We start from the raw sequence: 23,664 nt of genomic DNA on the forward strand, positions 1-23,664 counted from the left end.
AGGGCGGCGGCGCAGGGCGGCGGCGCAGGGCGGCGGCGCAGGGCGGCGGCGCAGGGCGGCGGCGCAGGGCGGCGGCGCAGGGCGGCGGCGCAGGGTGACCGCTCCGCGGTTGGTGGCGGGACGCGAGGGTGACGGGCGCAGCCGCAGCAGCAGCCGGCAACGGATAGCGGCGCGGTCCCTACCCGGTGGGGGCGTCGCGAGGGGGCAGCGCAGTCGCCGCCCCGTCACGGCCCCGCGGTTGGCGGGCGACGCGACGGTGACGGCGCAGCCGCAGCCGCTGCCGGCGACGGATGGGAGCCGCAATCGCTGCCCGATGCGGCGCGAATCGCTGCCCAATGCCGACTCCGCGGTTGGCACCACAGTCACGACCCGCTCGGGCGGCGGTGCACTCGCTGCCGCATGGCGGCGCGGCGACGCAGTTGCGGTCGCGGCCGATGGCGGCGACGCAGTTGCGGTCGCGTCGATTGCGGCGCGGCGACGCTATAGCCCCCTGGGCGGCACGACGGCGGTCGCAGCCCAGGAAGGAATGCCGGGGTGAGAGCGGAGCGGCGGCAATGGCAGTGGGCTGCCGGCGGCGCAGAGGTCGCGAGGCGGCGGTTACACCACGCACTACCCGCAGACACGGATCTTGTGGAGTCAGGGTCGGGTTTGAGGCACCGGCGCTTCAAGATCCAGCTAAATCGGACCTCGATGGCGGGCAGGGCGGCTGCAAATGGCCAGGACGCTCGGGGCGGGCCGGGAAGCTGGGGGTATTCAGGGTGACAAAGGCCGCGAGCCGGCCGGCAGGCCGCTGGACCGCCCCGCGCCACGCGGGAGCGAGGCTCATGCCGACCCCGCTCACGCGCGAGGCCGACTCCCGCGCTGGGTCAGCCGGATGCCGGATGCGGGATGCCGAGTGCCGCTGCCAGTGCCGATCCCGCTGCCCGGTGCCGAGTGCCGAGGGAACAGGAAAGGTCGTAGCGGCCGTCCCGAACCCCGCCCCCGCTCGTCGACGGGCACCCGGGGTGACACGGCGGCAAAGCGCCATCACCCGCGCCCCCATCACCCGCCGAAAAGCCCGAACTCCCAAAACCGAACCAGCCCGACCATGCACCCAGCCCGCACCGACTGGAACAAAGCACGAACCCCGCAATCGGCGGGAGCGACGGTCAGCACCATGCACCCAGGCACGACATCAAGATCTTGACCTAGAACTTGATCTTGATCTTGATGGGAATGAGGTCCTAGACCGAGGTGCCGGCCGGCGACCGCCCAACCACGATCTCTTCCTTGGTCACCGGGAAGTGGCAGGCCGTCTGGTGCGACTCCGGATCGTCCAGGCGGGCCACCAGCGGCGGCTCCTCCGTCGCGCAGATGTCCTGGGCCTTCCAGCAGCGGGTGCGGAAGCGGCAGCCCGAGGGCGGGTTGATCGGGCTCGGCACGTCGCCGGTGAGCAGCACCCGCTCGCGCTGCGCCCGGTCGCGCCGCGACGGGTCCGGCACCGGGACCGCCGACATCAGCGCCACCGTGTACGGGTGGCGGGGATTCTTGTACAGCTCGTTGCGGTCGCCGATCTCCACGATCTTGCCGAGGTACATGACGGCGACCCGGTCCGAGATGTGCCGGACCACCGACAGGTCGTGCGCGATGAACACGTAGGTCAGGTCGAACTCGCGCTGCAGGTCGTCGAGGAGGTTGACCACCTGAGCCTGGATCGACACGTCCAGCGCGGAGACCGGCTCGTCCGCGATGATCAGCTTGGGGCGCAGGGCCAGCGCGCGGGCGATGCCGATGCGCTGGCGCTGGCCGCCGGAGAACTCGTGCGGGTACCGGTTGTAGTGCTCCGGGTTGAGGCCGACCAGCTTGAGCAGGTCCTGCACCGCCGTCTTGACGCCGTTCGGCGTCGGGATCTTCTGGATCTGCAGCGGGGCCGCGATGATCGAGCCGACCGTGTGCCGCGGGTTCAGCGACGAGTACGGGTCCTGGAAGATCATCTGTACGTCGCGGCGCAACGGGCGCAGCTTGGTGGTGTTCAGGTGGCTGATGTCCTCGCCGTTGAAGACGATCTTGCCGCCGGTCGGCTCGAGGATGCGGGTGAACAGCCGGCCGGCCGTCGACTTGCCGCAGCCGGACTCGCCGACCAGGCCCAGCGTCTCGCCCTGGCGCACCGACACGTCGATGCCGTCGACCGCGCGCACCGCCCCGACCTGGCGCTTGAGGAGACCCTTCGTGATCGGGAAGTGCTTCTGCAGGCCAGTCACCTCGAGCAGGTTCTCGCCCTGAGCCGCCTTGGTCATACCGTCGTGGCCCTTCCCTTGTTCCTTGCTCCGGTGCAGGTCATGACCGTCCTCGTGAATCCCGCTCGTGCTCACAGGTTGGGCGCCACTTCCTGCTCGAAGATCCGCCGGCGGTCCTCCGGCGGCAGATGGCACGCCACGGCGTGCGCCCCGCCGCGCAGCTCCGGCACCTCGGTGAAGGAACGGTCGCCGTTGCGGCCCGCGTACGGGCAGCGGGGGTGGAAGGCGCAGCCGGACGGCAGATTGATCAGGCTGGGCGGCGAGCCCTTGACCGGGTTGAGCCGGTCGCGGACGTCGCGGTCGAGGCGGGGCATGGACCCGAGCAGACCCCAGGTGTACGGGTGCTGCGGGTCGTGGAAGACGCTCGTCGCCGGGCCACGTTCGATGATCTTGCCGCCGTACATGACCAGGACGTCGTCGGCGAGTTCGGCCACCACGCCGAGGTCGTGCGTGATCATGATGACCGCCGAGCCGAACTCCGCCTGCAGGTCCCGGATCAGGTCCAGGATCTGCGCCTGCACGGTCACGTCGAGCGCGGTGGTCGGCTCGTCGGCGATCAGCAGCTGGGGATCGTTGACCAGCGCCATGGCGATCATCGCGCGCTGGCGCATGCCGCCGGAGAACTGGTGGCCGTAGTCGCCGAAGCGCTTCGCCGGCTGCGGGATGCCGACCCGGGCGAGCATGTCGATGGCCCGCTCCCGGGCCTCCTTCTTGGACGCCTTCGGGTTGTGCACCCGGTACGCCTCGACGATCTGCGAACCGACCGTGAAGTACGGGTGCATCGCGCTCAGCGGGTCCTGGAAGATCATCGCCATCTTGCCGCCGCGCAGCTTGCGGACCTCTTCGTCGGTGGCGGTGACCAGTTCCTGGTCGTCCAGCCAGATCTGGCCGGAGACCTTGGCGTTGCTGCGGGTGCGGTGCAGGCCGAGCACCGCGAGCGAGGTGACGCTCTTGCCCGAGCCGGACTCACCGACGATGCCCAGCGTCTTGCCGCGCTCGACGGTGAACGACGAGCCCGAGACCGCCTGCACGATGCCGTCGTCGGTCTCGAAACGAACGGTGAGGTCCTTGACCTCGAGGAACGGTCGGGTGTTGCGGTCGCCCGGCAGGGTGAGGCCGGCGAGCGAGTCGGTAGACATGTGGTTCTCTCCTCAGCCCAGCCGGACCCGCGGGTCGATGAAGCCGTACAGCACATCGACGATGAGGTTGATGAAGACGATGAAGAACGCCGCGATCAGGGTCACGCCGATGATCACCGGCAGGTCGTTGCCGCGGATGGCCGTCAGCGCCTGGTAGCCCAGACCGCGCAGGTTGAACACCGCCTCGGTGAGGACGGCGCCGCCGAGCAGGGCGCCCAGGTCCAGGCCGAAGACGGTGACGAGCGGGGTCAGGCCGGAGCGCAGCGCGTGCTTGCCGATCACCGTGCGCTCCCCGAGGCCCTTGGCCCGGGCCGTACGGATGTAGTCCTCGCCCAGGGTCTCCAGCATGTTCGCCCGGGTGAGCCGGGCGTAGGTGGCGGCGAACAGGAAGGCCAGGGTGACCCAGGGCAGGATCAGGCCGGAGGCCCAGCTGAGCGGATTGACGAAGAACGACGTGTAGTCGGCGTTGGGCAGCCAGCCCAGCCAGTACACGAAAATGCTCAGCGCCAGCAGCCCGGTGAAGTAGATCGGCAGGGAAACGCCGGCCAGGGCGCCGGTCATCACCGCCCGATCCAGCAGGCTGCCTCTTCGGAGTGCGGAGATGACACCGGTGGAGACCCCGATGAGTACCCACAGCACCGCGGCTCCCAGCGCCAGCGACAGCGTGACGGGCAGGTCGCCCATCAGCAGCGGGAAGACTTCCTGGTCGGTCTTGAACGAGTAGCCCATGCAGGGTGCGGGGCAGTGCGTGACGTCGTTGCCGTTGGCGTAGTCCCGTCCGGCGACAAGACCCTTGAGGAACTTGCCGTACTGCACGATGACCGGGTCGGCCAGGCCCAGCTTGGTCCGGATGCCCTCCACCGACGCGGCGTCGGCGGTCTTTCCGATGTAGAGCAGCGCGGGGTCACTACCGGTGATCTTGGGCACCATGAAGAAGATGCCGAAGGTGACGAGCGTGACCACCAGGAGGGTGAGCACGGCGTTGACTGCCCGCCGGATGAGATATGTCAGCACGACGTTCGGCCGAACAGGGAGCGGGCGCCGTTTCCTCGCGGAACCGGCGCCCGCCCACTGCGGGCGGCCTTCACCTGCCCTTCGGTGCTAGAAGATCGACTACTTGCCGTCGCTCAGGCCGATGGCCTGGAAGTCGATCATGCTCAGGGCGGAGTGCTCGTAGACGTTCGTCAGCCGCGGGTTGCGGTAGTTGAGCGCCTTGTCGACCACGAACGGCAGGTAGTACGCGCCCTCCATGACCTTGGTGTTGATCTGCTTGTAGATGTCGGCCGCCTTGACCGGGTCGGTCTCGCCGGCGGCCTGGTCGTACAGCGCGTCGATCGAGGGGTCCTTGATCTCCGGCAGGTTGTAGTTGCCGTTGGCCGGGATGAAGCGGCTGTCCGACAGCGGCTGCATGAAGCCGGCGCCGGTCGGGTAGTCGGCGCCCCAGCCGCCGATGATGATCCCGTAGCCCTTCTTCTTCACGTTGTCGGGCGAACCGGTGATCGAGGCCTGCTGCGCGCCGTCGTACTGGTCGATCTTGGCGTTGATGTTCGACGCCTTGAGCGCGGCCTGCAGCGCCTCGGCGCTCTTGACCTCGGCCGGCTTGTTGTTGCGGACCGCGATGGTCACGTCGAAGCCGGTCGGCTTGCCACACGCCTCGAGCGCGGCCTTGGCCTTCTCCGGCTGCGGCTTGCCCTGGAGCCGGTTGTACGGGTCGTACGCCGGGTCGGAGCCGGCGATGTTCGGCGGCAGCATGTTGGTGCCGATGTCGCCACCCGCGATCGGACCACCGCGAGCGGTCTGCAGCGACGTCGGGTCGGCCGCGTAGATGATGGCCTTGCGGCAGTCGATGTTGTCCAGCGGCTTGACCGAGGTGGCCAGGCCCGCGTACCGCAGGAAGCCGGTGGTCGGGGCGTCGGAGTTCGCCTTGAGCTTCTCGTCCTGCAGGATCTGGGTGCGAGCCTGCGTCTGCACACCGGTCTGGCCGGCGTCCAGGTCGACCGTGCCGTCGATGAGACGCTTGTCCATGTCGTCGGCGTTGGTGGTGATCGTCAGGTTGATCGCGTCCGGCAGCGCCTTGCGGATCGTGTCGGTCGACTGGTCCCAGTTCGGGTTACGGACGAACGAGACGCTCTTGCCCGGCACGATCGCGCCCGGCTTGAGCATGTACGGGCCGGAGGACGCCGGGGCGGAGCCGTACTGCGCTCCGGTGTCCCGCGCCTTGGGCACCGGGCCCGAGCCCGGCATCGCCAGCAGGTAGAGGAAGTCCGAGAAGGGCTTCGCCAGCTTGAACACGATGGTCGAGTCGTCCGGCGTGGTGACGGACTTCAGGCCCAGCTTGTCGGGGTCGGTGTCCTTGTACGGGCCGGGGTACTTCTGGCCCTGGTCCAGGACGCCGGGCAGGTAGACCGGGCCGCCGGAGATGACGTCCGCCGCCCAGACCCGCTCGATGCCGTACTTGATGTCCTTCGACGTGATGGGAGCGCCGTCGTCGAACTTGATGCCGCTCTTCAGCTTGAAGGTGTAGGTCAGCTTGTCCGCGCTGATCTCGGGCTCGGCCGAGGCGAGGTCGGGGACCAGCTTGAGGCCGTCCTTGCCGGGCGCCGCGGCGTAGTCCACGAGCTTGCGGGTGTAGAGCCGGTTCAGGTTCCACACGAATGCGTAGTAGGCCCGCGCCGGGTCCATCGAGTCGACGTCCTGGGACGACATCAGCTTCAGCGTGCCGCCCTTCTTGTCACTCGGGTTGACCACACCGGTCAGCGCGGCGTTGTAGCCGGATTTGCCGTTCGACGAACCCTTGTCGGAGTCGCTGTCGGACGTGCCACCGCAAGCGGCGGTGAAGCCCAACGCGACGGCGAGCCCTGCGGCCGCCACCACCCTCGTCTTGCTAACCACCTGTACTCCTACCTCCTAGACAGCGAACCCGAAGGCCGCGGAACATGCTTTGGTGCTGTGGCCCCGGTGTCAGCGGGCCTTGGGATCGAGCGCGTCACGCAGGCCGTCACCGAAGAGGTTGAAGGCCAGCACGGTGATGAAGATCATTCCGCCCGGAACGATCATGTACATCGGGTCGTAGCGGTAGAAGTTCACCGCGTCCGACAGCATGCCGCCCCACGACGGGTTCGGCGGCGGGATGCCCACGCCCAGGAAGCTCAGGGCGGCCTCGGTGAGGATGTTGGTAGGAATGATCAGCGTCGTGTACACGAGGATCGGCGCCGCCAGGTTCGGCAGCAGTTCCCGGCCCAGGATGCGCGGCGAGCGGGCGCCGAGGCTCTTCGCCGCCTCGACGAACTCCCGTTCGCGCAGCGACAGCGTCTGACCGCGGACGATCCGGCCGATGTACGGCCAGCCGAAGAAGCCGATGACACCGACCAGCACGAGGACCCGCGACCAGCGGTCACCGAGCCCGAGCATCGAGTCGGGCAGCACCGAGACCAGGGCGATCGCGAAGAGCAGCTGCGGGAAGGCGAGCAGGAAATCCATGATCCGGCTGATCACCGCGTCGACCCAGCCACCGAGGTAGCCGGCCGAGAGACCGAAGATCACGCCCAGGACGGTCGAGAGGAAGGCCGACAGGAAGGCGACGGACAGCGAGGTCTGCGCGCCGTACACGATGCGGCTGAAGATGTCGCGGCCGGAGACGGGTTCGACACCGAGGAGGAACTCCCGGCTGATACCGCCCCAGGGTCCGATCGGGGTGCCCAACGTGGGGTCGATCTTGTCGCCGTGGAACTCGCCGATGGGGTGGCCGAACAGCTTGGTCAGCACCGGGGCCAGGATCGCGATGAACACCAGCACGAGCACGACGATGCCGCCGGCCAGCGCGACCTTGTCGCCCTTCAGGCGCCGCCATGCGATCTGCCTGAGCGACCGGCCGGCGATGGCCTTCTCTTCCAACGCCCGCTCGACGGCGGGATCGTCGGTGGGCGCCGACCGCTCATCGGTAATCGACGCCTCTGGGCCGATCGACATGTATCCGCCGGTCCTTTCCCCGGCCGCCGACCGCAGGTTTCCACAGCCGCGGTCGTGGGCAAGAAGCCCGGAAACCGCCGGCAATGGCTCCCGCAGCGCCCGGCAACCGATCGGTTATCGCAAGCCTCGAGTGCCGTTCCCCCGGGGAAACCGGTCAGGTCCGACCGGCTCCGCAGAGGCACGCGACAGCGGGTGTGCCGCCATCGTTAGGAACATTCACCTACGGCGGGGGTGCGGTCAAGGCCATCACCGGCACACGCGTGCTTCCGTGTCTCCCCCGTGATGTGACCGTGACCTGGGGACCCGTCAAGACGGAAAACTACCGGCTACATGGCTCTGAAGTGGCGGAAAGCGGGCAAAATGGGCCGGTTTCGCTATACGGCGCGCCGGCCCTCGAAGGCCCGGCCCAGGGTGATCTCGTCGGCGTATTCCAGGTCGCCGCCCACCGGCAGGCCACTGGCCAGCCGGGTGACGGCGATACCCATCGGCTTCACCATGATCGCGAGGTAGGTGGCGGTGGCCTCGCCCTCGGTGTTCGGGTCGGTGGCCAGGATCAGCTCCTTCACCTCGCCGGTGCCGAGCCGGATCAGCAGCTCACGGATCCGCAGGTTGTCGGGCCCGATGCCCTCCAGCGGATTGATGGCGCCACCCAGGACGTGATAGCGACCGCGGAACTCGCCGGTCCGCTCGATCGCGACGACGTCCTTGGGCTCCTCGACCACGCAGATGACCTCGTTGCTGCGACGGGTGTCGCGGCAGACCCGGCACTGCTCCGACTCGGCCACGTTGAAGCAGGTCGTGCAGAAACGGACCAGCTCCTTGACCTTGCGCAGGGAGTTGGCCAGCCGGGTGACGTCGGCGGGATCGGCGGACAGGACGTGGAAGGCGATCCGCTGGGCGCTCTTCGGGCCGACGCCCGGCAGGCGGCCCAGCTCGTCGATCAGGTCCTGGATGGCACCCTCGTACACGGGCTCAGAATCCCGGGAGGGACAGGCCGCCCAGGCCGCCGGTGGCCGGACCCATCTTCTGCTCGGTCAGCTCCCGCACCGCCTCGGACCCGTTGTGGATGGCCGCCAGCACCAGGTCCTCGAGCGTCTCGACGTCCTCGGGGTCGACCGCCTTCGGGTCGATCTTGATGGACTTGAACTCGCCCAGCCCGGTGACGACCACGGTGACCAGGCCACCGCCGGCCGTGCCGGTGACCTCGGCCTCGGCGAGCTCGGCCTGCGCCTGCGCGACCTGCTGCTGCATCTTCTGCGCCTGCTTCATGATCTGCTGCATGTTCGGCTGTCCACCGGGGCGCATCGCATTGCTCCTTATAAGCGGGGGTAGTCGCAACCATTGTCCCGTGCCCCGCACACCGGGCACGGAACCGGGTCAGGACTCGCTGATCTTCTCCGCCCCGAGGGCGTCACGGAGCAGCTGTACGGCCTGCTGCTCGCTGCTCTGCCGGGCGGTCTTCTCGTCGATGACGTCGTCGAGCGGCTCGTCGCCGGGGTCGAAGCCCTCGAACGCGGCGCCACCGCCGTTCCTGCCGCCGCCGTTGGGGTGGCCGCCGTTCGGGTGGCCGCCGTTCGGGCGGGGTGGGCCGTCGTACTCGGGGTCGTAGGGCGCTTCCTCGGTCGGTGAGCCGTCCGACCAGGCGCTGGTCTTGGCCGGCGGGGCGGCGTTGGTGCCGCGCCCGGCGCCGGCCGCGGCCGCGCGGGCGGCGGCCAGGCCGCTGGACGGGGCTCGCCCGCCTGGGCCCGGCGCGGCGGCTGCGGGTGGGCTGTTGCGGGATCCGGGCCGGTCCGGGCGGGAGGTGGGGTTGCCGGTCGGCTGGGCTGGGCGGTCGCGGGCCGGATCCCCGGTGGGCGCGCCGCCGGGGAGGGATGCGCCGGAGCCGGCGGCCGCACCACCGGGGACGGCCGAGCCGCCGGGGAGGGCCGCGCCTCCGGGGAGGGCCGCGCCTCCGGGGATGGCCGCGCCCCCCGGGATGGCCGCGCCTCCGGGGAGGGATGCGCCGGAGCCGGCGGCCGGGCCGCCGCTGGTCGCAAAGGCAGAACCAGCGCTGCCCGCGCCGCTACCTCCGACGCCACCAGCTGCACCACTTCCGAGGCCACCGGCCGCGCCGTTAGCTCCAGCAGCACCGATCGCGCTGCCATCACCAGGGCCACCCGCCGCGCCGCCACCTCCAGCACCGCCGGCCGAACCGCTTCCGAGGCCGCCAGCCGCAGCCGCACCGCCACCTCCAGCGCCGGCCGCGCCACTACCGGGGCCGCCAGCCGCGCCGCTTCCCAGGCCGCCAGCCGCGCCGCCGCCGAGGCCACCAGCCGCACCGCCGCCGATGTCACCGGCGACGCCGGTCGAACCGGAGAGGCGCTGACCCCCCTCCGCCTGGGCCGAGGAACCGTCAAAACCCTGCCCGCCACCCGGACCGCCGAAGTCGTCACCGACCGGGCTGGTCTGCCCCACGCTCGGGTCAGCCAAGCCCGGCCGCGCAGCCTCCCCCGCCCGCAGGCCGGCGCCACCGGGGCGCGCCGGCTCGGGCCACTCCTCGTCCTCCGCGGGAGGCGCCTCCGCTACCTGGGTGGCCACCGCCGTGGCCAGCCCTCCGGGACGGGCGGGCTCCGGCCACTCGTCGCCGGCATCACTCTCGACGGAGGCCGAGGCGCGGGGCGCGGCGGCCCGGGGAGCAGCCTCACGTTGCCGCGTGGGGGTCGCGCCGCCGCTTGCCGCGGTGCGGGCTGCGTCCTGGCGGGGCGGGCCGTCCTGGGCCTGTGGGGTGCGCTGCGTGGGGCCGGCCGGACCGCCGCGCGGGCCACGCGGGGCGGAACCGCCCGAACCCGGCGACGGGCCGCTCTCGCCCGCCACGTCGCAGCGGATCTGCCAGCGGCCGCCGAGCGCCTCGTAGAGCGCGTCGGAGATCAGCGCCGGCTCCGCGGCGACCATCTTGGCGTGCGCCGGGAAGCGGAACGTCAGCACCACGGTCTGGCCCTCGAGGTCCCGCACGGTGGCGCCCTGGGCGAGGGCGGCGATCTTCTTGCTCTTGCGGCTGACCGCGGTCATGATCTCGGGCCAGACCTCGCGGATCGCCGCGGCGGACAGCTGGCCGGGCACCTCGGCCTCGGCCGCGAAGCCGGGCTCCTCCGGCGCGTCGGGCATCAGGCCGGCGGGCTCGGGATGCCGCCCACCCGACCCCGGACCCGCGGCGACAGGACCACCCGGCACGGGGCCACCAGGCACGGGGCCACCAGAGACGGGACTACCGGAGACAGGACCACCGGAGACAGGACCACCGCGAGCGGGACCACCAGAGACGGGAACCGGCGTTCCGGAAGCGGGCCCGGCAGCACCCGAAGTCATCCCAGCGGCGTGAAGCGGCGTCCCCGCGCCGGAGACCGGCGAAGCCGAGGACGGGATTCCCGATCTCGGCAGCGGTCCGTCGGCGCTCGGCTCCGGATCCGTCACCCAAGGCGGCCCGAGGTCCGGCTCACCGGAAACCGGAGAAGCCGAGAAGGCGGAGACCGACGAAGCGGAGACCGGCGACGCCGAAGAGACCGGGGAAGCCGGCGAGGCCGAGACCGGCGACGCCGAAGAGACCGGCGAGGCGGAGACCGGAGAGGCCGAAGAGACCGGCGACGCCGACGATGCAGCGGCCGGCGACACGGAAGAGACCGGCGTAGCGGAGCCCACCCCACCCGCCGAAACCGGCGCGGCAGACCCGCTCACCGTGGGAACCGGCGCCGCTGACCCGTCCCCGGAGACCGCGCCAGGAACCGGCCCGGATTCGGAGAACGCCGAGCCGGCCGCCGCCTGCGCAGCCGCCCCGGGCGCGCGCCGTCCAGCCGCCGCGGCAGCCGCACGAGCAGCCGAGATGCCGCCGCCCCCGCCAGCCCCGGCCGCCGCCTCGGGAACGACGCCGGGCTGGGGGCGTACCTCGTCATCGGTGGAGAGCGCGAGCCGCCGCTCCATCCGCTCCAGCCGCTGCAGCAGCGCGTTCTGCGCGTCGTCCGCGCCGGGCAGCAGCATGCGGGCCGTGATCAGCTCGAGCAGCAGCCGCGGCGCGGTCGTGCCGCGCATCTCGACCAGGCCGTTGTGCACGATGTCCGCGCAGCGGGACAGCGTGGCCGGGCCGAGCCGGGTCGCCTGCGCGCCCATCTGTTCCAGCTGGTCGGCCGGGCCGTCGATCAGGCCCTTGGTGACCGCGTCGGGCACCTGCTGGAGCACGATCAGGTCGCGGAGGCGTTCGAGCAGGTCGGACGCGAAGCGCCGAGGGTCGTGGCCGGCCTCGGCGACCCGGTCGATGGTCTGGTACGCCGCCGCGCCGTCGCCGGCCGCCAGCGCGTCGCACATCTCGTCGATCAGCGCCGCGTCCGTCACGCCGAGCAGCGACACCGCCCGCGGGTAGCTGACGCCTTCCGGCCCGGCCCCCGAGATGAGCTGGTCGAGCACCGACAGGGTGTCCCGGGCGCTGCCGCCGCCGGCCCGCACCACCAGCGGGAGCACCGCCGGGTCGACGTGCACGCCCTCGGCCTCGGTGAGCTGCTGCAGGTACGGCCGGAGCACCGCCGGCGGGATCAGCCGGAACGGGTAGTGATGGGTGCGCGACCGGATCGTGCCGAGGACCTTCTCCGGCTCGGTCGTCGCGAAGATGAACTTCACGTAGTCGGGCGGCTCCTCGACGAGCTTGAGCAGCGCGTTGAAGCCCGCCGACGAGACCATGTGCGCCTCGTCGATGACGTAGATCTTGTAGCGGCTGCTGGCGGGGGCGAAGAACGCCTTCTCCCGGAGGTCACGGGCATCGTCGACGCCGCCGTGGCTGGCCGCGTCGATCTCGATGACGTCGATCGACCCGGCGCCGTCGTTGGCCAGCGACCGGCACGAGGCACAGACCCCGCACGGCTCCGGGGTGGGACCCTGCTCACAGTTGAGCGAGCGGGCCAGGATGCGCGCGCTGGACGTCTTGCCGCAGCCGCGCGGCCCGGAGAACAGATAGGCATGGTGCAGCCGGCCACTGCGCAAAGCCTGCGACAGCGGCTCGGTGACGTGCTCCTGCCCGATGACCTCGGCGAAGGTCCGGGGCCGGTACTTGCGGTAGAGGGCGAGTGCCACTCCTGCCACCTCCTGCGACGACCGCGCCATTCTCCGCCGAGGGTGTGACAACAACAAACCGCGCCCCGCGCGGGTGGCCCCGGGAGGGGCGGCGCCGGGGGTCCCGGGGGAAAGTAAGGACCCCCCGTGCACCCGTCAGAGCTCGCTTATCCTTGCTGCCTTCCGGCCCTGGGGAGGTTCACAAGATGACGCCGCACGAGGGGCTGGGGATAGAGTACCTGGCGCGGCCGAGCGATCGTGCGGCCCTCCCGGCAACGCCGCGCCGGCGGGTCTGTATCCTGGCCGACGGAGGATTCGCCTAGTGGCCTAGGGCGCACGCTTGGAAAGCGTGTTGGGATAAAACCCTCACGAGTTCGAATCTCGTATCCTCCGCCAGCACGAACGACGAAGGCCGGACCGCATGGTCCGGCCTTCCGTCTGTCCAGGGCCCCGTCAGCTGAGCTGGAAGCTCGTGATCGACGAACGGCCGTACGAGCGGATCACGATCTCGTACGCCCACACCCGGCTGCCCATCGCCGGGAAGTGCCAGCCCTGCGGCGGCCGGGTGATCCCCTGCACCGCTCCGGAGACCCGGCCGGTCGTCGTGATGGTGAGCCGGCGCCCGGAGGGATGCTTGAACACCATCTTGGTGCCGCCGCCGGCGCCCGACTCCAGGGTCCAGCCGGGAGCCAGGTGGAAGTACTGCCGCCACAGGTCGGCCTTGGGGAAGGAGTCGGAGACCTTCATCGTCTTCGTGTCGCGGTTGACGTTGACGCCGCGGGTGTGCGCGATGCCGAACATCGTGTCCTGCACGGTCCAGTTGTGCGCGGCCGCCTGGACGGTCGCCGCGGTGACCTTGCCGCCGGCGTTGGTCACCTTGGGGCCGGCCGGCAGCGCCACGTTGTGGCTGTTCGGTGACATCTGGTACGCGTTGTAGTTGTCGGTCTTCGTGTAGCTGTACCGGCCGGGGTTGACGAGCACCCGGACGCCCCCGGCGCTGAAGGTCACGCCGCCCGCCCGGTCGTGCTGGCCGTGCGCCCACCGCGCCGGACCGGAGCGGAGGGTGTAGTAGAGCGCGTTCGGGTCGGTCCACGACCAGCGGCCGATCGTCCAGCCGGTCTGGTCGTCGCGCAGCACGCGCGCCGTGGTGCTGGTTCCCGGTGTCCCGGAGCCTTCGTCGGAGTCGCCGATCTGCACGAGTTTGCCGTCCGGTTCGGTCATCCACTCGATGGCCGTACGGGCCCTGAGGACGGTCTTGTCGACCGTCTCGGCCGCGGCCTCCTCGCCCGGGATGGTCCGCAGCATGGCCACCGCGCTGGCCCACAGCCGGGTGTTGACGCCGTGGTACATCGAGGACTGCTCGTAGGAGATGCCCTGCGTGGAGAAGGCCAGCGGCGCCTCCCGCAGGATCCGCGCGGTGGCGGTCGTCTTCCAGGTCGGCACGACGAGCTGCTCACCGGCGCGCACGAGCTGCAGGTTGGCCATCAGGCCGTGGTTGTGCACCGAGGCGTACGGCGGGCCGTAGTACCGCTTGCCGAGCAGGACGTTGGCGTCGGCGGTCATGCCGGACCGCAGCTGCTCCGAGGCGGTCAGCGCGAAGAGGCAGTTCTCCGTCTCCAGGCGGCGCAGCGCCGTCCCCTCGTCCCAGCCGTAGTTGTTGTTGCCCGGGTCGGGGTTCTGGCGGTGGAACATGACCGCCTGATCGACCAGCGCCGCCAGCGACTGCAGCTGACCGTCCATCGCGGCCCGCCGCGCGAGCGGCCTCATCCACATCAGACCCTGGTACTGCATCCGCCAGGTCGCGTCCGCCACCGGCGGGGTACGCCAGGAGGTGGCGGCGATCGAGCCGACGGTGAAGACCGGCGCCGGCGGCATGCTCACCTTGATCGGCTCGCCGTCGGGCACGGGCTCGGCGGCCGGGTCGCCGCAGCGGGCGTCGGCGGTCGGGTCCTCGGCCAGGGCGCTGCGCGACGGTGCACCGTAGATCTGTTCCAGGGCGTCGATGTCGTCGACGGCGACCGGATCGGGCGGGATCACGTGCGGGCCGGCCGGGCCGGCGATCGCGGGGTCCGTGGTGAACAGCCCGGCGGAGAGCACGAGGACGGCGGTTGTGGCCACGACTCTGTGAAGAAGTTTCGGCACGGCGTCATGAGACCGCAGTGCCGGGGCCGGGCGCTGTCCCGTTGCGACGCCGCGGGCGGGGAACGACCGCGGGTACGAGCCAACTGTGCATTCGCGACTCGCCGAGCTCGCCCTTATGGACTATTGCGGCGAGCCGTCAACACAGGGCGTGACCGTACCGTTCCAGGTTCGGCGCCATCCCGCTACATCTGCGCGGCCGCGATGGCGTCGTCCACGTCGGGGAAGATGGCGAAGTACCGGCTCAGCCCGACCGTCCCCAGCAGCGAGACCAGGAACCGGTTGCCGCCCGCGAAGCTCATCCAGCCCCCGCGCGCGGCGATGACCTGCTTGGCGGTGATGAACGCGCTCAGCCCCACCGAGTCGCAGAACTTCAGGTCGGAGAGGTCCACCACGATCCGCGGCACCGGACGTTCCAGCAGCTCGGCCAGGAGCTTGTGCAGATCGGAGGCGGTGTCGGCGTCGAGTTCGCCGCTCAGGCGCAGCACGGCGACATCGGAGGGGGTGTCGGTCACGGTGGCCTGCATGGCATCACTTTCGTCCGGTTAGGCGGATGCCCAGCCTAGATCTACGCGAACGTTCGATGGCGGACATTTCGTCCGGCGGTTTCACTTTCGCGGGCGGGCGTTGCGCAGCCGGATGCCGCTGAACCGCAGGCTGCTCCGGACCACCCCGTCCATGATCGGCCACAGGTCGTCGACCAGCCGCAACTCGATCCCGGCGGCCTCGTGCGCGGCGAGCAGGTCGCCGACCGGCTCGGCCGGACCGAGCGGGGTTACCGCGGTGGTGGCGACCATCGCGTGCGGCCACGGTGAGCCGAAGGGGTGGAACGCGGCGGCGGCGAAGCGGTACGCGTACAGCCGGACCGACTGCAGGGCGGGCAGCCACCCGTACTCGATCGTGTGCGTGCGCCGGTCGCCGACCAGCCGGCGGTCAGCCGCGGCGGTCTCCGGGCCGGGCCAGGCCAGCACGCGGGGGCAGTCCCGGGGGAACCAGTACGACGGCGCCTGCTCGGCGTCGAGGGCCCAGACGTACGGCTCGCTCTGCCGCGCGGTGGCCGCGACGTGGGGCTCGAAGTGGGTGATGCGCGGGTCCTCGGAGAAGTGCAGGACCTGCCCGGCGGTGGGACGCACCGCTGGTTTCTACCAGAATCGGGCCGGACCCCGTGGGGTCCGGCCCGATCGACAGATGCGGCTGGCCGAGAAGTTCAAGCGTGCGGCACAGCCCCGGCTCCTGGCGCCTAGAGCTTGCGCCACTGCCAGCGTGGACCGCGCCACGCGTCGGCCAGGATCAGCGCGGACGCCTTTCCTGGACACTGCTGCACCTTGGATTTGCCCTGGGGCCCGCCCATCTGAGCTTCGACCTCCCAGACCTCGCCGTCGGTGCGGACGTAGACATCCCGGCGCGCGAGCCGGTTGTCACCATTCCACCAGTGCTGCTCAACTCTCACCTGACCAACCTTAGGGCAGACATAGACACCTTTGCGCGAGGCCGTCTTGTGAATCTTTTTCGCCGCCAGGGTAGGACGGGTTGTCCGATCCGGTGGATTTCGGCGCTACGTCTTGCAAAGAGGCGACATATTAGGGCGGCGTATTAACAGTTACTCCCGGTAATCTTCCCAGGTAACAACGCCGGTCCGCCAGGGACGAAACGGTACCGACACGCATCCGTCACCTGATCAGCGTTTTTGATCATGATGGGGCGGCGGCGGGAGGGTGCCGAGGCCCGGTGTCGACTCCGGCCAGACGAGCAAAACTTGGCACGGTGCGTGATCGACCACGAAGCGGGTGTGGTGCCCCAGACTGCGCGGGCCGAGCCGGCTGCGGTCGCCGTCGCGGGCCAGCACGAGAAGATCCACACCGGCGCAGGCGGCCACCACCTCGCGCTCCGGGCGGCCCCGCCGTACCTCTCGCTCCGCGTCCCGGCCGAGCCGCGCAGCGGCCGCGTCCAGCAGCTCCCGCTCCGCCCGGGCCAGCAGAAACTCGCCCTCGTCGGCGCGGACCGACCGCCCCAGCAGACCCGCCGGCGCGCTCAGCGCGGCGGCCGTCGCGGCATCCACGACATGCAGCAGCGTCACGTCCCCGGCGAGCGGGCGCACCGCATCGACGCACGCCGGCCAGGTGCCCTCCGCGACCCACACCAGGATCCTCACAACCCCGACACTCGCAGACTCACCCACAGTGACGCCACCCCGACGATCAGACAGGCCGGCACGGTGAGTGCACCCAGCCGCAGAAATTCACCCGTCACCGGCGGGTGACCACTCTTGTGCAGGATCTGGCGCCACAAAAGAGTGGCGAGCGAACCGACATACGTGAGATTCGGCCCGATGTTGGCCCCCAGCAGCACGGCGAGCACCAGCCCGGGGCTGTGCGCGGCCAGCGGCAGCAGCATCAGGGTCGCGGGCAGGTTGTTGAGCAGATTCGCCAGCACCGCGGCGAGGACGGCCATGAGCAGCAGACCCAGCAGGTCGGCGTGCTGCGGCGCGACCCGGTCGACCAGGCGGCCGAACCCGCCCCGGCTCACCCCGAGCACGACCACGCCCAGGGCCAGGACGAAAAGGCAGAACGCCGGATCGGCGCGGCGCAGGAGGGTGGGCACGCGGATGCGCAGCCGTACGGCGAGAGCCAGCGCGCCGGCCAACGCCACCCAGGCCGGGTGGATGCCCACCGGAGACGCCACGGCGAAGCCGGTCAGGGTCACCCCGAGCACGGCCAGGGCGAAGCGGGGGGCGGGCACCGGCTCGACCGGCGGCCGGTGCGCCGGCGTCGCCAGATCGTCGGCGAAGAAGCGGCTCAGGATCACGTACTCCACCGCGATGACGGCGAGCCAGGGCAGCGCCATCAGCGCCGCGAAGCCGAGGAACGAGAGCCCGGCCGCGGACATGGCCAGCAGGTTGGTGAGATTCGACACGGGCAGCAGCAGGGAGGCGGAATTGGCCAGGTGGTTGCAGGCGTACACGTGGGGTTTGGGGCGTACCGACAGCGTGGCGGCCGTGGCGAAGACGACCGGGGTGAGCAGCACGACGGTGGCGTCCAGGCTCAGCGCGGCGGTGACCGCGGCGGCGATGACGAAGACCAGCCCGAGCAGCCGGCGTGGCGAACCCCCGCTCCAGCGCGCCGCAGCGGCGCCGGCGAAGCGGAAGACACCGGCCTGGTCAGCCAGGTACGCGAGCAGCAGCACCGCCGCCAGGAAGCCCACGGTGGGCCCCAGGCCGGCCAGCTCGTCCAGCGCGGCCCGCCACGGCACGAGCCCGGTCACGACGGTGAGCACAGCTGCCGGCACGGCGCCGGTCGCCTCGGGCAGGCCGGCGGGCCGCACGACGGCGAAACCCAGTACCGCGACGAGCAGGAGCAACGAGATCGCGGTAGCCACGACTGCGCACCTTACGGCCGGTCGCGACGCCCTGCAGCGGGCGCGTAGCGTCGCCGCCATGCTTCGTCGATGGGGCCTGGCCGGCCTGCTCCTCGTTCTCGGCGCCCTGCTGTGGGTCACCGGCGGCTCGGTGTTCTTCTTCCTCGCCTTCGCCCTGCTGGCCGCGTTCGTGTCGCCGGCGCTGTTCCCCCGCTCGCTGACGGCGGCGGAGGCCCAGCGGCGCAGCGCCACCGACGGCCGGGCGATCGTCTACTGGCGTCCGGGCTGCCCGTTCTGCGTGCGCCTGCGGGCCACGCTGGGCGGCGCGGCCCGCCGGGCGCACTGGGTGGACATCTGGCGGGACCCGGAGGGCGCGGCCGCCGTGCGTGCGGTCGCCGACGGCAACGAGACCGTCCCGACTGTCGTGCTGGCCGGGACCCCGTACGTCAACCCGGACCCGCGGTGGCTGCTCAGCCGGCTACGCGCCGGCTGAGCGGCCCGCCGCTCAGGTGCCCCGGACGGTGAAGACCTTGGAGATTCCGCCGACCGCGTAGGTGTCTCCGGGCGCGTAGACCCGGTACGAGTACGTGGCCTTGCCCGGCGGGGTGGCCGCGAGGGTGTAACGGCCGCTGTCCCGTACCTTCGCGGTGCTCACCTTGCGCCACGTCTTGTCCGGGTACAGCCGCTGGAGCTGCATGACCTTGCCCTTGTTCAGGGGGCTGACGTTGCCGTTGACAGCGACGCTGGTGCCGGCCCGCACCGAGGTGGCGGCCGGCGTGGCGGTGACCTTGTAGCGCAGGGTCCGCACGTGGGCGCCGTCGGCGGCGATGATCGTCATCGGGTACGGCATGGTCGGCTGGTTCACGCCGGGGATCCAGGCGCACTGCAGCCACTGCCACTGAGCGGCGCTGAGGGTCCGCTGGTACGTGCCGTCCGCCCGGGTCCGCACCGGCGTGACGTTGCCCGGCTCCACGCAGCCGCTGTCGGAACTGAGCCGCACCGACAGGTTGGCCCACGGCTTGCCGGTGCTGGTGTCCCAGGCCCGGATCCGCTGGGTGACCGGCTTGCCCTTGACGGCCGGCTCCGGGGAGAAGGTCATGTCCAGCCCGGGGCGGTGCGAGCTCTGCACCTGCAGGGTGGGCGTGTCGACGATCGTCCGCGGGTCGGCGTTGAGCGCGTTGCCCCCCGTCTGATCCATCGCGTAGATGCCGATCGGCTGGATCGCCCCGCTCCAGGCGGACGTGACCGCGATCGTGCCGGTCCAGATGCCGTCCTGGTCGGTGCCCTCCGTCCGGCGCAGCAGCACCCAGGTGTTCGGCGCGGCGCTCATCTTCAGCCACGGCGACGCCAGCTCCTGGCTGGCCTGGTACTCGATCGGCTGCACACCGGTCTGGTCGGTCAGCCGGACCCGCACCCCGATGAGCTTGGTCTGCAGGCCGGACACGGTGACCGAGGAAGTGGCCACGGTGATCGACTTGAGTTCGGGCGGAGCGGTGTCCGCGGCCGGCGCGGCGAGAGCCGGCCCGGCGGGAATGAGGGACAGCACGAGAGCGGCGGCTGCCGGCGCGACCAGAGACGTTCGCATGATGCGCACAGTACGGATCAGCAGCCGCCCTGTCCGGCCCGTTCCGCCGTTGGCGCCGGATTCGGGCTCCTGTTGACGGTTCCCGGCACCGGCCGGGATTCGGGAAGTCCGGTACGTGGCCGGGCGGAGCGGCGGCATGGAGAATCGGTCGGCGTTGATGACCGACATCGGGGGCCCGGGCATGAGTTTCGACGGCTTCATCTCCTACAGCCACGCCGCGGACGGGCGGCTGGCGCCGGCCGTGCAGCGCGGTCTGCACCGGCTGGCCAAGCCGTGGCATCGCCGGCGGGCGTTGTGGATCTTCCGGGACCAGACCGGCCTGTCGGTGACGCCGGCCCTGTGGTCGTCGATCCAGCAGGCGCTGGACGACTCGGCCTGGCTCGTGCTGCTCGCGTCGCCGGAGGCGGCCGGGTCGCCGTGGGTGAACCGGGAGATCGAGCACTGGATCGCGACGAAGCCGGCCGACCGGATCCTGCCCGTGGTGACCGACGGGACCTGGCGGTGGGACGCGGAGCGGGGCGACCTGGCGGCCGACTCGACGGCCGTGCCGGACGCGCTGCGCGGCGTGTTCACCGAGGAGCCCCTCTTCCTCGACCTGCGCTGGGCGCACGAGGACGGGCTGCTCAGCCTGCGGCACTCCCGGTTCCGCGAGGCGATCGCCCAGCTGGCCGCCCCCATGCACGGCGTCAGCAAGGACCAGCTGGAGGGCGAGGACGTGCGGCAGCACCGCCGGCTCCGGCGGTTGCGCCGGGTGGCCGTGGCGGCGCTGGCAGTGCTCACCCTCGTGGCGTCGCTGGCCGGCGGGCTCGCGCAGCACAACGCCGACCGGGCCACCGCCTCGGCGGTGGAGGCCCGGCGCCAGGAACAGGTCGCCACGCAGCAGCGCGGCAACGCCGAGCGGTCCGCGCAGCAGGCGCAACGGCTGGAGGGCAACGTCCGCACCCAGCAGGCCCGCGCCCGAGCCGCCTCGGTGGAGGCGGAGCGCCAGGAGCAGCGCGCCCGGCACCAGCAGGGCGTGGCCGAGCGGGCGGCGGACGAGGCCGACCGGCAGCTGGCGAACGCGCGCCGGCAGCAGCAGCTGGCGGAACGGGCCCGGGCGCTGGCTGCGGAACAGCGGGCAGTGGCCCGCGAGCAGAGCGAGCTGGCCCAGCGGTCGGCGCGGGAGACGGCCCGCCAGAAGATCATCGCGGAGCAGCAGGAACGCCTCGCCGCGGAGGCCGCCGCGGAGACCGAGCGGCAGCGGCACATCGCGCGGCAACAGCAGCGGATGGCCGCGGAGGCCGCGGCGGAGGCGCACCGCCAGGAGGCCATCGCCCTCGAGAACGCGCGGAAGGCCGAGGAAGCCGCCGAGGAGGCCCGCCGGCAGGAGCGGAACGCCGCGGAGCAGAAGCAGATCGCGATCGGACGCCGGCTGCTGAACCAGGCCCGGGCGACGGTCGGCAACGATCCGGCGGCGGCGCTCCGGCTGGGGATCGCGGCGCAGCGGATCCAGCCCGGCGTCGAGGCCCGCCGCGAGCTGGCCGGCCTCACCACGTCCACGCGCCGGCTCGGCACCACCGGCAACATCCTGTACGCGGCGTACGGGCCCAACGGCATCCTCGCCGCCGTCGAGTCCGACTTCTCGGCGTCCCTGTGGAGCGTGGCCGACCCGGCCGCGCCCGTCCGGCTCGCCCCGCTCGACGGCATCTCGTTCGTCGGCCAGCCCGTCTTCAGCCCGGACGGCCGGACACTCGCCCTCGTGGGCGGCGACTGGGACTTCGCACCGGTTCTGTTCGACGTGTCCGATCCGGCCCGCCCGGCCGCCCTCGGCACGCTGCCCGCGCCGGACACCGGCTGGCTCACCTTCAGCCCGGACGGGCAGACGCTCGCCGCCGTCACCATCGACGGCGACTGGACCCTGTGGGACCTGGCCGACCGGGGCAGCCCCACCCTGCTCACCAGCCAGGCCAAGGGGTACGGCGCGCCGCTCACCTTCAGCCCCGACGGCCGCACCGTGGTGACCGCCGGCGCACCCGGCACCGTCTGGGACATCACCGACCGCACCCGTCCGGCCGAGGTGGGCACGCTGGAGGGCAGCTGGTGGCGGGTCGCGTTCAGCCCGGCCCGCCCCGTCCTGGCCACCAACGACAGCGACGGGAACCTCGCGCTCTGGCACCTGGGCAACCGGACGAAGCCGCGGAAGATCTCCACCACGCCGGGCCGCGCCTCGGCGGCGAAGTTCAGCGGCGACGGCCTTACCCTGGCCACCAGCGACCGCGACGGGACGGCGCGCCTCTGGGACGTGACGCAGAACAGCCCCGTCCACCTGACCGATCTGAACGACCACAGCGGATCCGGCGAATCGCTGGCGTTCAGCCCGGACGGCCGCACCCTGGCCACGACCGGTTCCACCGGAGCGCTGAGCCTGTGGACCGTCGACACCCACGGCGAACCGAAGATCCTCGGCCGGGCCGACGGCGAGTACCGGTCCGGGCTGACGGCCGCGCTCACCCCGGACGGGCAACGCCTGACCACCGTCCACTTCGACGGCACGGCAACCGTGTGGGACCTGACGGAGCCGGCCCGTCCGGCCGGGCGCGCCACCGTACGCGTCCATCCCACGTACGTGGACGCGGCGGCCGTCAGCCCCGGCGGCGACCTGATCGCCGCGTACGGGTGGGCGGCGGGCGGATCGGTGACGCTGACCGACCTCACCGATCCGGGCGCGCCGAAGCCGCTCGGCCCGCTGCCGGGCGGACGCCACGGCAGGGTGCTGGCCTTCGGCCCGGACGGACGCACCCTGGCCGTCGTCGGTGAGGCGTTCGACGTGGTGCTGTGGGACCTCACCGACCGGGCCCACCCGGTCCGGCTGGCCGAGCTCCCCGCGGAGGACCTGGTCTCGGCGATCGCGTTCAGCCCCGACGGCGGCACCGTCGCCGTCGCCGCCAACCGGACGATCGACCTGTGGACCCTGGCCGACCGGGCGCACCCCGTCCCGTACGGGACGCTCAAGGGACACTCCGACGTCGTGCAGGCAATGGCGTTCAGCCCGGACGGGCGCACCCTGGCCACCGGCAGCGCGGACCAGACGGCGGCGCTGTGGCACGTCGCCGACCGGACCCGCCTGCGCCGGCAGGCCATCCTGACCGGCAACGCCGCCCCGGTGTGGTCGGTGGCCTTCGCCCCCGACGGCCGCACCCTCGCCACCGGCACGAAGGACGACGCGGCGGCGCTCTGGGACGTGGCCGACCCGTCCGCCCCGGTCCGGGTCGCCACCCTCAGACGCGCCCACCTGAGGTCGGCTTCGCTGCTCTTCCACCCGGACGGGCACACGCTGACCACCGGCGGCACCAACCTGAGCAGCACCCGGGCGGTCCTCTGGGACTACTCGGCGCTGAACGACCTGCGCGCCGACCCCGCCGCCGTGGCCTGTGCCGTCGCCGGGGGCGGCTTCGACGCGGACGACTGGGCCGCCCTCATCCCGGAGGCGCCGTACCAGCCGACCTGTGCCCGCTGATGCCGTACCGGGCCGGGACCAGCCGCAGCGCGAGCACGAGCGGCCCGACGCCGACCGGATACCAGGCCACGTCCACCCAGTCGAACTGTGCCCCGAGCGCGAGCCGGGCCAGCCGGCTGCTCGCGGACAGCGCCGCGGGAACCCCGGTGAGCTGGAAGAACTCGACCGCCCAGCAGAACCCGACGGCGACGAGCCCGGCCCGGACGGGCGGTGCCGCCGGCCACACCACGAAGACCCCGGCGTAGCTCAGCGAGGCATAGAGCGCGGTGCCGGAATACTGCTCGAGCGGGCCGTCGGCCCAGGCCCGGATCCCGAACGCGACCCCGAGAATCGCGACCACCGCGACCACCGCCATCAGCCGTCTGCGCACCATGGTGGCGAGCTTAGGAAGCCGGTCGCAGGAATCGCCGCGGACGGCGCCGGACAGAGAGACGCCCGGTGACTCGGGGAGAGTCACCGGGCGTCTGCCCTGCTTGCTGGCGGTGGTGAAGGGATTTGAACCCTTGGAGGGCTTGCACCCTCACACGCTTTCAAGGTCTGTGATTAACAGTTCGCGCAAGGTCGGCACCATGCGTGAGCTGGCGAAGAGGGGTCCACCGGTCGTTCCCAATTGTCCGCGAACGCTCGCGAACG

Annotated in this window: 18 protein-coding genes, 1 tRNA gene and 1 other RNA gene; 3 read left to right on the forward strand and 17 right to left on the reverse strand. The window is 71.6% G+C overall.

What is annotated here, in order from left to right:
- Window positions 1–1,223: 1,223 nt before the first annotated feature.
- The 9 genes from Ani05nite_RS15125 to ffs form a co-directional block, all read right to left on the reverse strand.
- On the reverse strand, window positions 1,224–2,276 hold the full coding sequence (locus Ani05nite_RS15125; protein ID WP_203768861.1) for an ABC transporter ATP-binding protein: 1,053 nt from the start codon (window positions 2,274–2,276) through the stop codon (window positions 1,224–1,226).
- Between the two features lie 71 nt (window positions 2,277–2,347).
- The gene (locus Ani05nite_RS15130; RefSeq protein ID WP_203768862.1) at window positions 2,348–3,415 is read right to left on the reverse strand and encodes an ABC transporter ATP-binding protein; all 1,068 of its coding nucleotides are present in this window, start codon (window positions 3,413–3,415) and stop codon (window positions 2,348–2,350) included.
- Window positions 3,416–3,427: 12 nt separating this feature from the next.
- Window positions 3,428–4,429 (reverse strand): ABC transporter permease, encoded by a 1,002-nt coding sequence (locus Ani05nite_RS15135; protein ID WP_203768863.1) that lies wholly within the window; start codon window positions 4,427–4,429, stop codon window positions 3,428–3,430.
- A gap of 99 nt (window positions 4,430–4,528) precedes the next feature.
- The gene (locus tag Ani05nite_RS15140) at window positions 4,529–6,307 is read right to left on the reverse strand and encodes an ABC transporter substrate-binding protein (RefSeq protein ID WP_203768865.1); all 1,779 of its coding nucleotides are present in this window, start codon (window positions 6,305–6,307) and stop codon (window positions 4,529–4,531) included.
- Between the two features lie 69 nt (window positions 6,308–6,376).
- On the reverse strand, window positions 6,377–7,384 hold the full coding sequence (locus Ani05nite_RS15145) for an ABC transporter permease (RefSeq protein WP_203768867.1): 1,008 nt from the start codon (window positions 7,382–7,384) through the stop codon (window positions 6,377–6,379).
- A 374-nt stretch (window positions 7,385–7,758) separates the two neighbouring features.
- Window positions 7,759–8,352, reverse strand: a complete 594-nt coding sequence (gene recR, locus Ani05nite_RS15150) for a recombination mediator RecR (RefSeq protein ID WP_203768869.1) — start codon at window positions 8,350–8,352, stop codon at window positions 7,759–7,761.
- A 4-nt stretch (window positions 8,353–8,356) separates the two neighbouring features.
- Window positions 8,357–8,665 (reverse strand): YbaB/EbfC family nucleoid-associated protein, encoded by a 309-nt coding sequence (locus tag Ani05nite_RS15155; protein WP_239130031.1) that lies wholly within the window; start codon window positions 8,663–8,665, stop codon window positions 8,357–8,359.
- A 96-nt stretch (window positions 8,666–8,761) separates the two neighbouring features.
- Window positions 8,762–12,478, reverse strand: coding sequence for a DNA polymerase III subunit gamma and tau (locus tag Ani05nite_RS42375; protein WP_203768873.1), 3,717 nt, complete (start codon window positions 12,476–12,478; stop codon window positions 8,762–8,764).
- Window positions 12,479–12,590: 112 nt separating this feature from the next.
- Window positions 12,591–12,686: signal recognition particle sRNA small type (gene ffs / locus Ani05nite_RS15165), an RNA gene on the reverse strand.
- Window positions 12,687–12,765: 79 nt separating this feature from the next.
- Here ffs and Ani05nite_RS15170 point away from each other — a divergent pair.
- Window positions 12,766–12,853, forward strand: a tRNA-Ser gene (locus Ani05nite_RS15170).
- 57 nt (window positions 12,854–12,910) lie between these two features.
- On the opposite strand, the gene Ani05nite_RS15175 is transcribed toward Ani05nite_RS15170, so the two are convergent.
- The 6 genes from Ani05nite_RS15175 to Ani05nite_RS15200 form a co-directional block, all read right to left on the reverse strand.
- Complete coding sequence (locus Ani05nite_RS15175; RefSeq protein ID WP_203768875.1) at window positions 12,911–14,575, reverse strand: heparinase II/III domain-containing protein; 1,665 nt, start codon at window positions 14,573–14,575, stop codon at window positions 12,911–12,913.
- Between the two features lie 206 nt (window positions 14,576–14,781).
- On the reverse strand, window positions 14,782–15,123 hold the full coding sequence (locus tag Ani05nite_RS15180) for an STAS domain-containing protein (RefSeq protein WP_203768877.1): 342 nt from the start codon (window positions 15,121–15,123) through the stop codon (window positions 14,782–14,784).
- Between the two features lie 81 nt (window positions 15,124–15,204).
- The gene (locus Ani05nite_RS15185; protein WP_203768879.1) at window positions 15,205–15,729 is read right to left on the reverse strand and encodes a DUF6886 family protein; all 525 of its coding nucleotides are present in this window, start codon (window positions 15,727–15,729) and stop codon (window positions 15,205–15,207) included.
- A gap of 107 nt (window positions 15,730–15,836) precedes the next feature.
- Window positions 15,837–16,046: a hypothetical protein gene (locus tag Ani05nite_RS15190; protein ID WP_203768881.1), complete on the reverse strand. Its 210-nt coding sequence runs from the start codon at window positions 16,044–16,046 to the stop codon at window positions 15,837–15,839.
- Between the two features lie 228 nt (window positions 16,047–16,274).
- The gene (locus Ani05nite_RS15195) at window positions 16,275–16,748 is read right to left on the reverse strand and encodes a universal stress protein (protein WP_203768883.1); all 474 of its coding nucleotides are present in this window, start codon (window positions 16,746–16,748) and stop codon (window positions 16,275–16,277) included.
- A complete protein-coding gene (locus tag Ani05nite_RS15200) occupies window positions 16,745–17,971 on the reverse strand; it encodes an SLC13 family permease (protein WP_203768885.1) in 1,227 nt (408 codons plus the stop codon). Before Ani05nite_RS15200 ends, Ani05nite_RS15195 begins: the two co-directional genes overlap by 4 nt.
- 58 nt (window positions 17,972–18,029) lie before the next feature.
- On the opposite strand from Ani05nite_RS15200, the gene Ani05nite_RS15205 reads away from it, so the two are divergent.
- Entirely contained in the window at window positions 18,030–18,443 is a 414-nt protein-coding gene (locus Ani05nite_RS15205) for a glutaredoxin domain-containing protein (protein WP_203768887.1), read from the forward strand.
- Between the two features lie 12 nt (window positions 18,444–18,455).
- On the opposite strand, the gene Ani05nite_RS15210 is transcribed toward Ani05nite_RS15205, so the two are convergent.
- Window positions 18,456–19,535 (reverse strand): hypothetical protein, encoded by a 1,080-nt coding sequence (locus Ani05nite_RS15210; protein ID WP_203768889.1) that lies wholly within the window; start codon window positions 19,533–19,535, stop codon window positions 18,456–18,458.
- A 136-nt stretch (window positions 19,536–19,671) separates the two neighbouring features.
- On the opposite strand from Ani05nite_RS15210, the gene Ani05nite_RS15215 reads away from it, so the two are divergent.
- On the forward strand, window positions 19,672–23,031 hold the full coding sequence (locus Ani05nite_RS15215) for a TIR domain-containing protein (RefSeq protein ID WP_203768891.1): 3,360 nt from the start codon (window positions 19,672–19,674) through the stop codon (window positions 23,029–23,031).
- On the opposite strand, the gene Ani05nite_RS15220 is transcribed toward Ani05nite_RS15215, so the two are convergent.
- Window positions 22,991–23,404 carry a ribosomal maturation YjgA family protein gene (locus tag Ani05nite_RS15220; RefSeq protein WP_203768893.1) on the reverse strand — a complete coding sequence of 138 codons (414 nt, stop codon included), beginning with the start codon at window positions 23,402–23,404 and terminating at the stop codon, window positions 22,991–22,993. The two genes, Ani05nite_RS15215 and Ani05nite_RS15220, sit on opposite strands and share 41 nt — an antisense overlap.
- Window positions 23,405–23,664 lie beyond the last annotated feature (260 nt).

The organism is Actinoplanes nipponensis (assembly GCF_016862275.1).
GTDB classification, from domain to species: domain Bacteria; phylum Actinomycetota; class Actinomycetes; order Mycobacteriales; family Micromonosporaceae; genus Actinoplanes; species Actinoplanes nipponensis.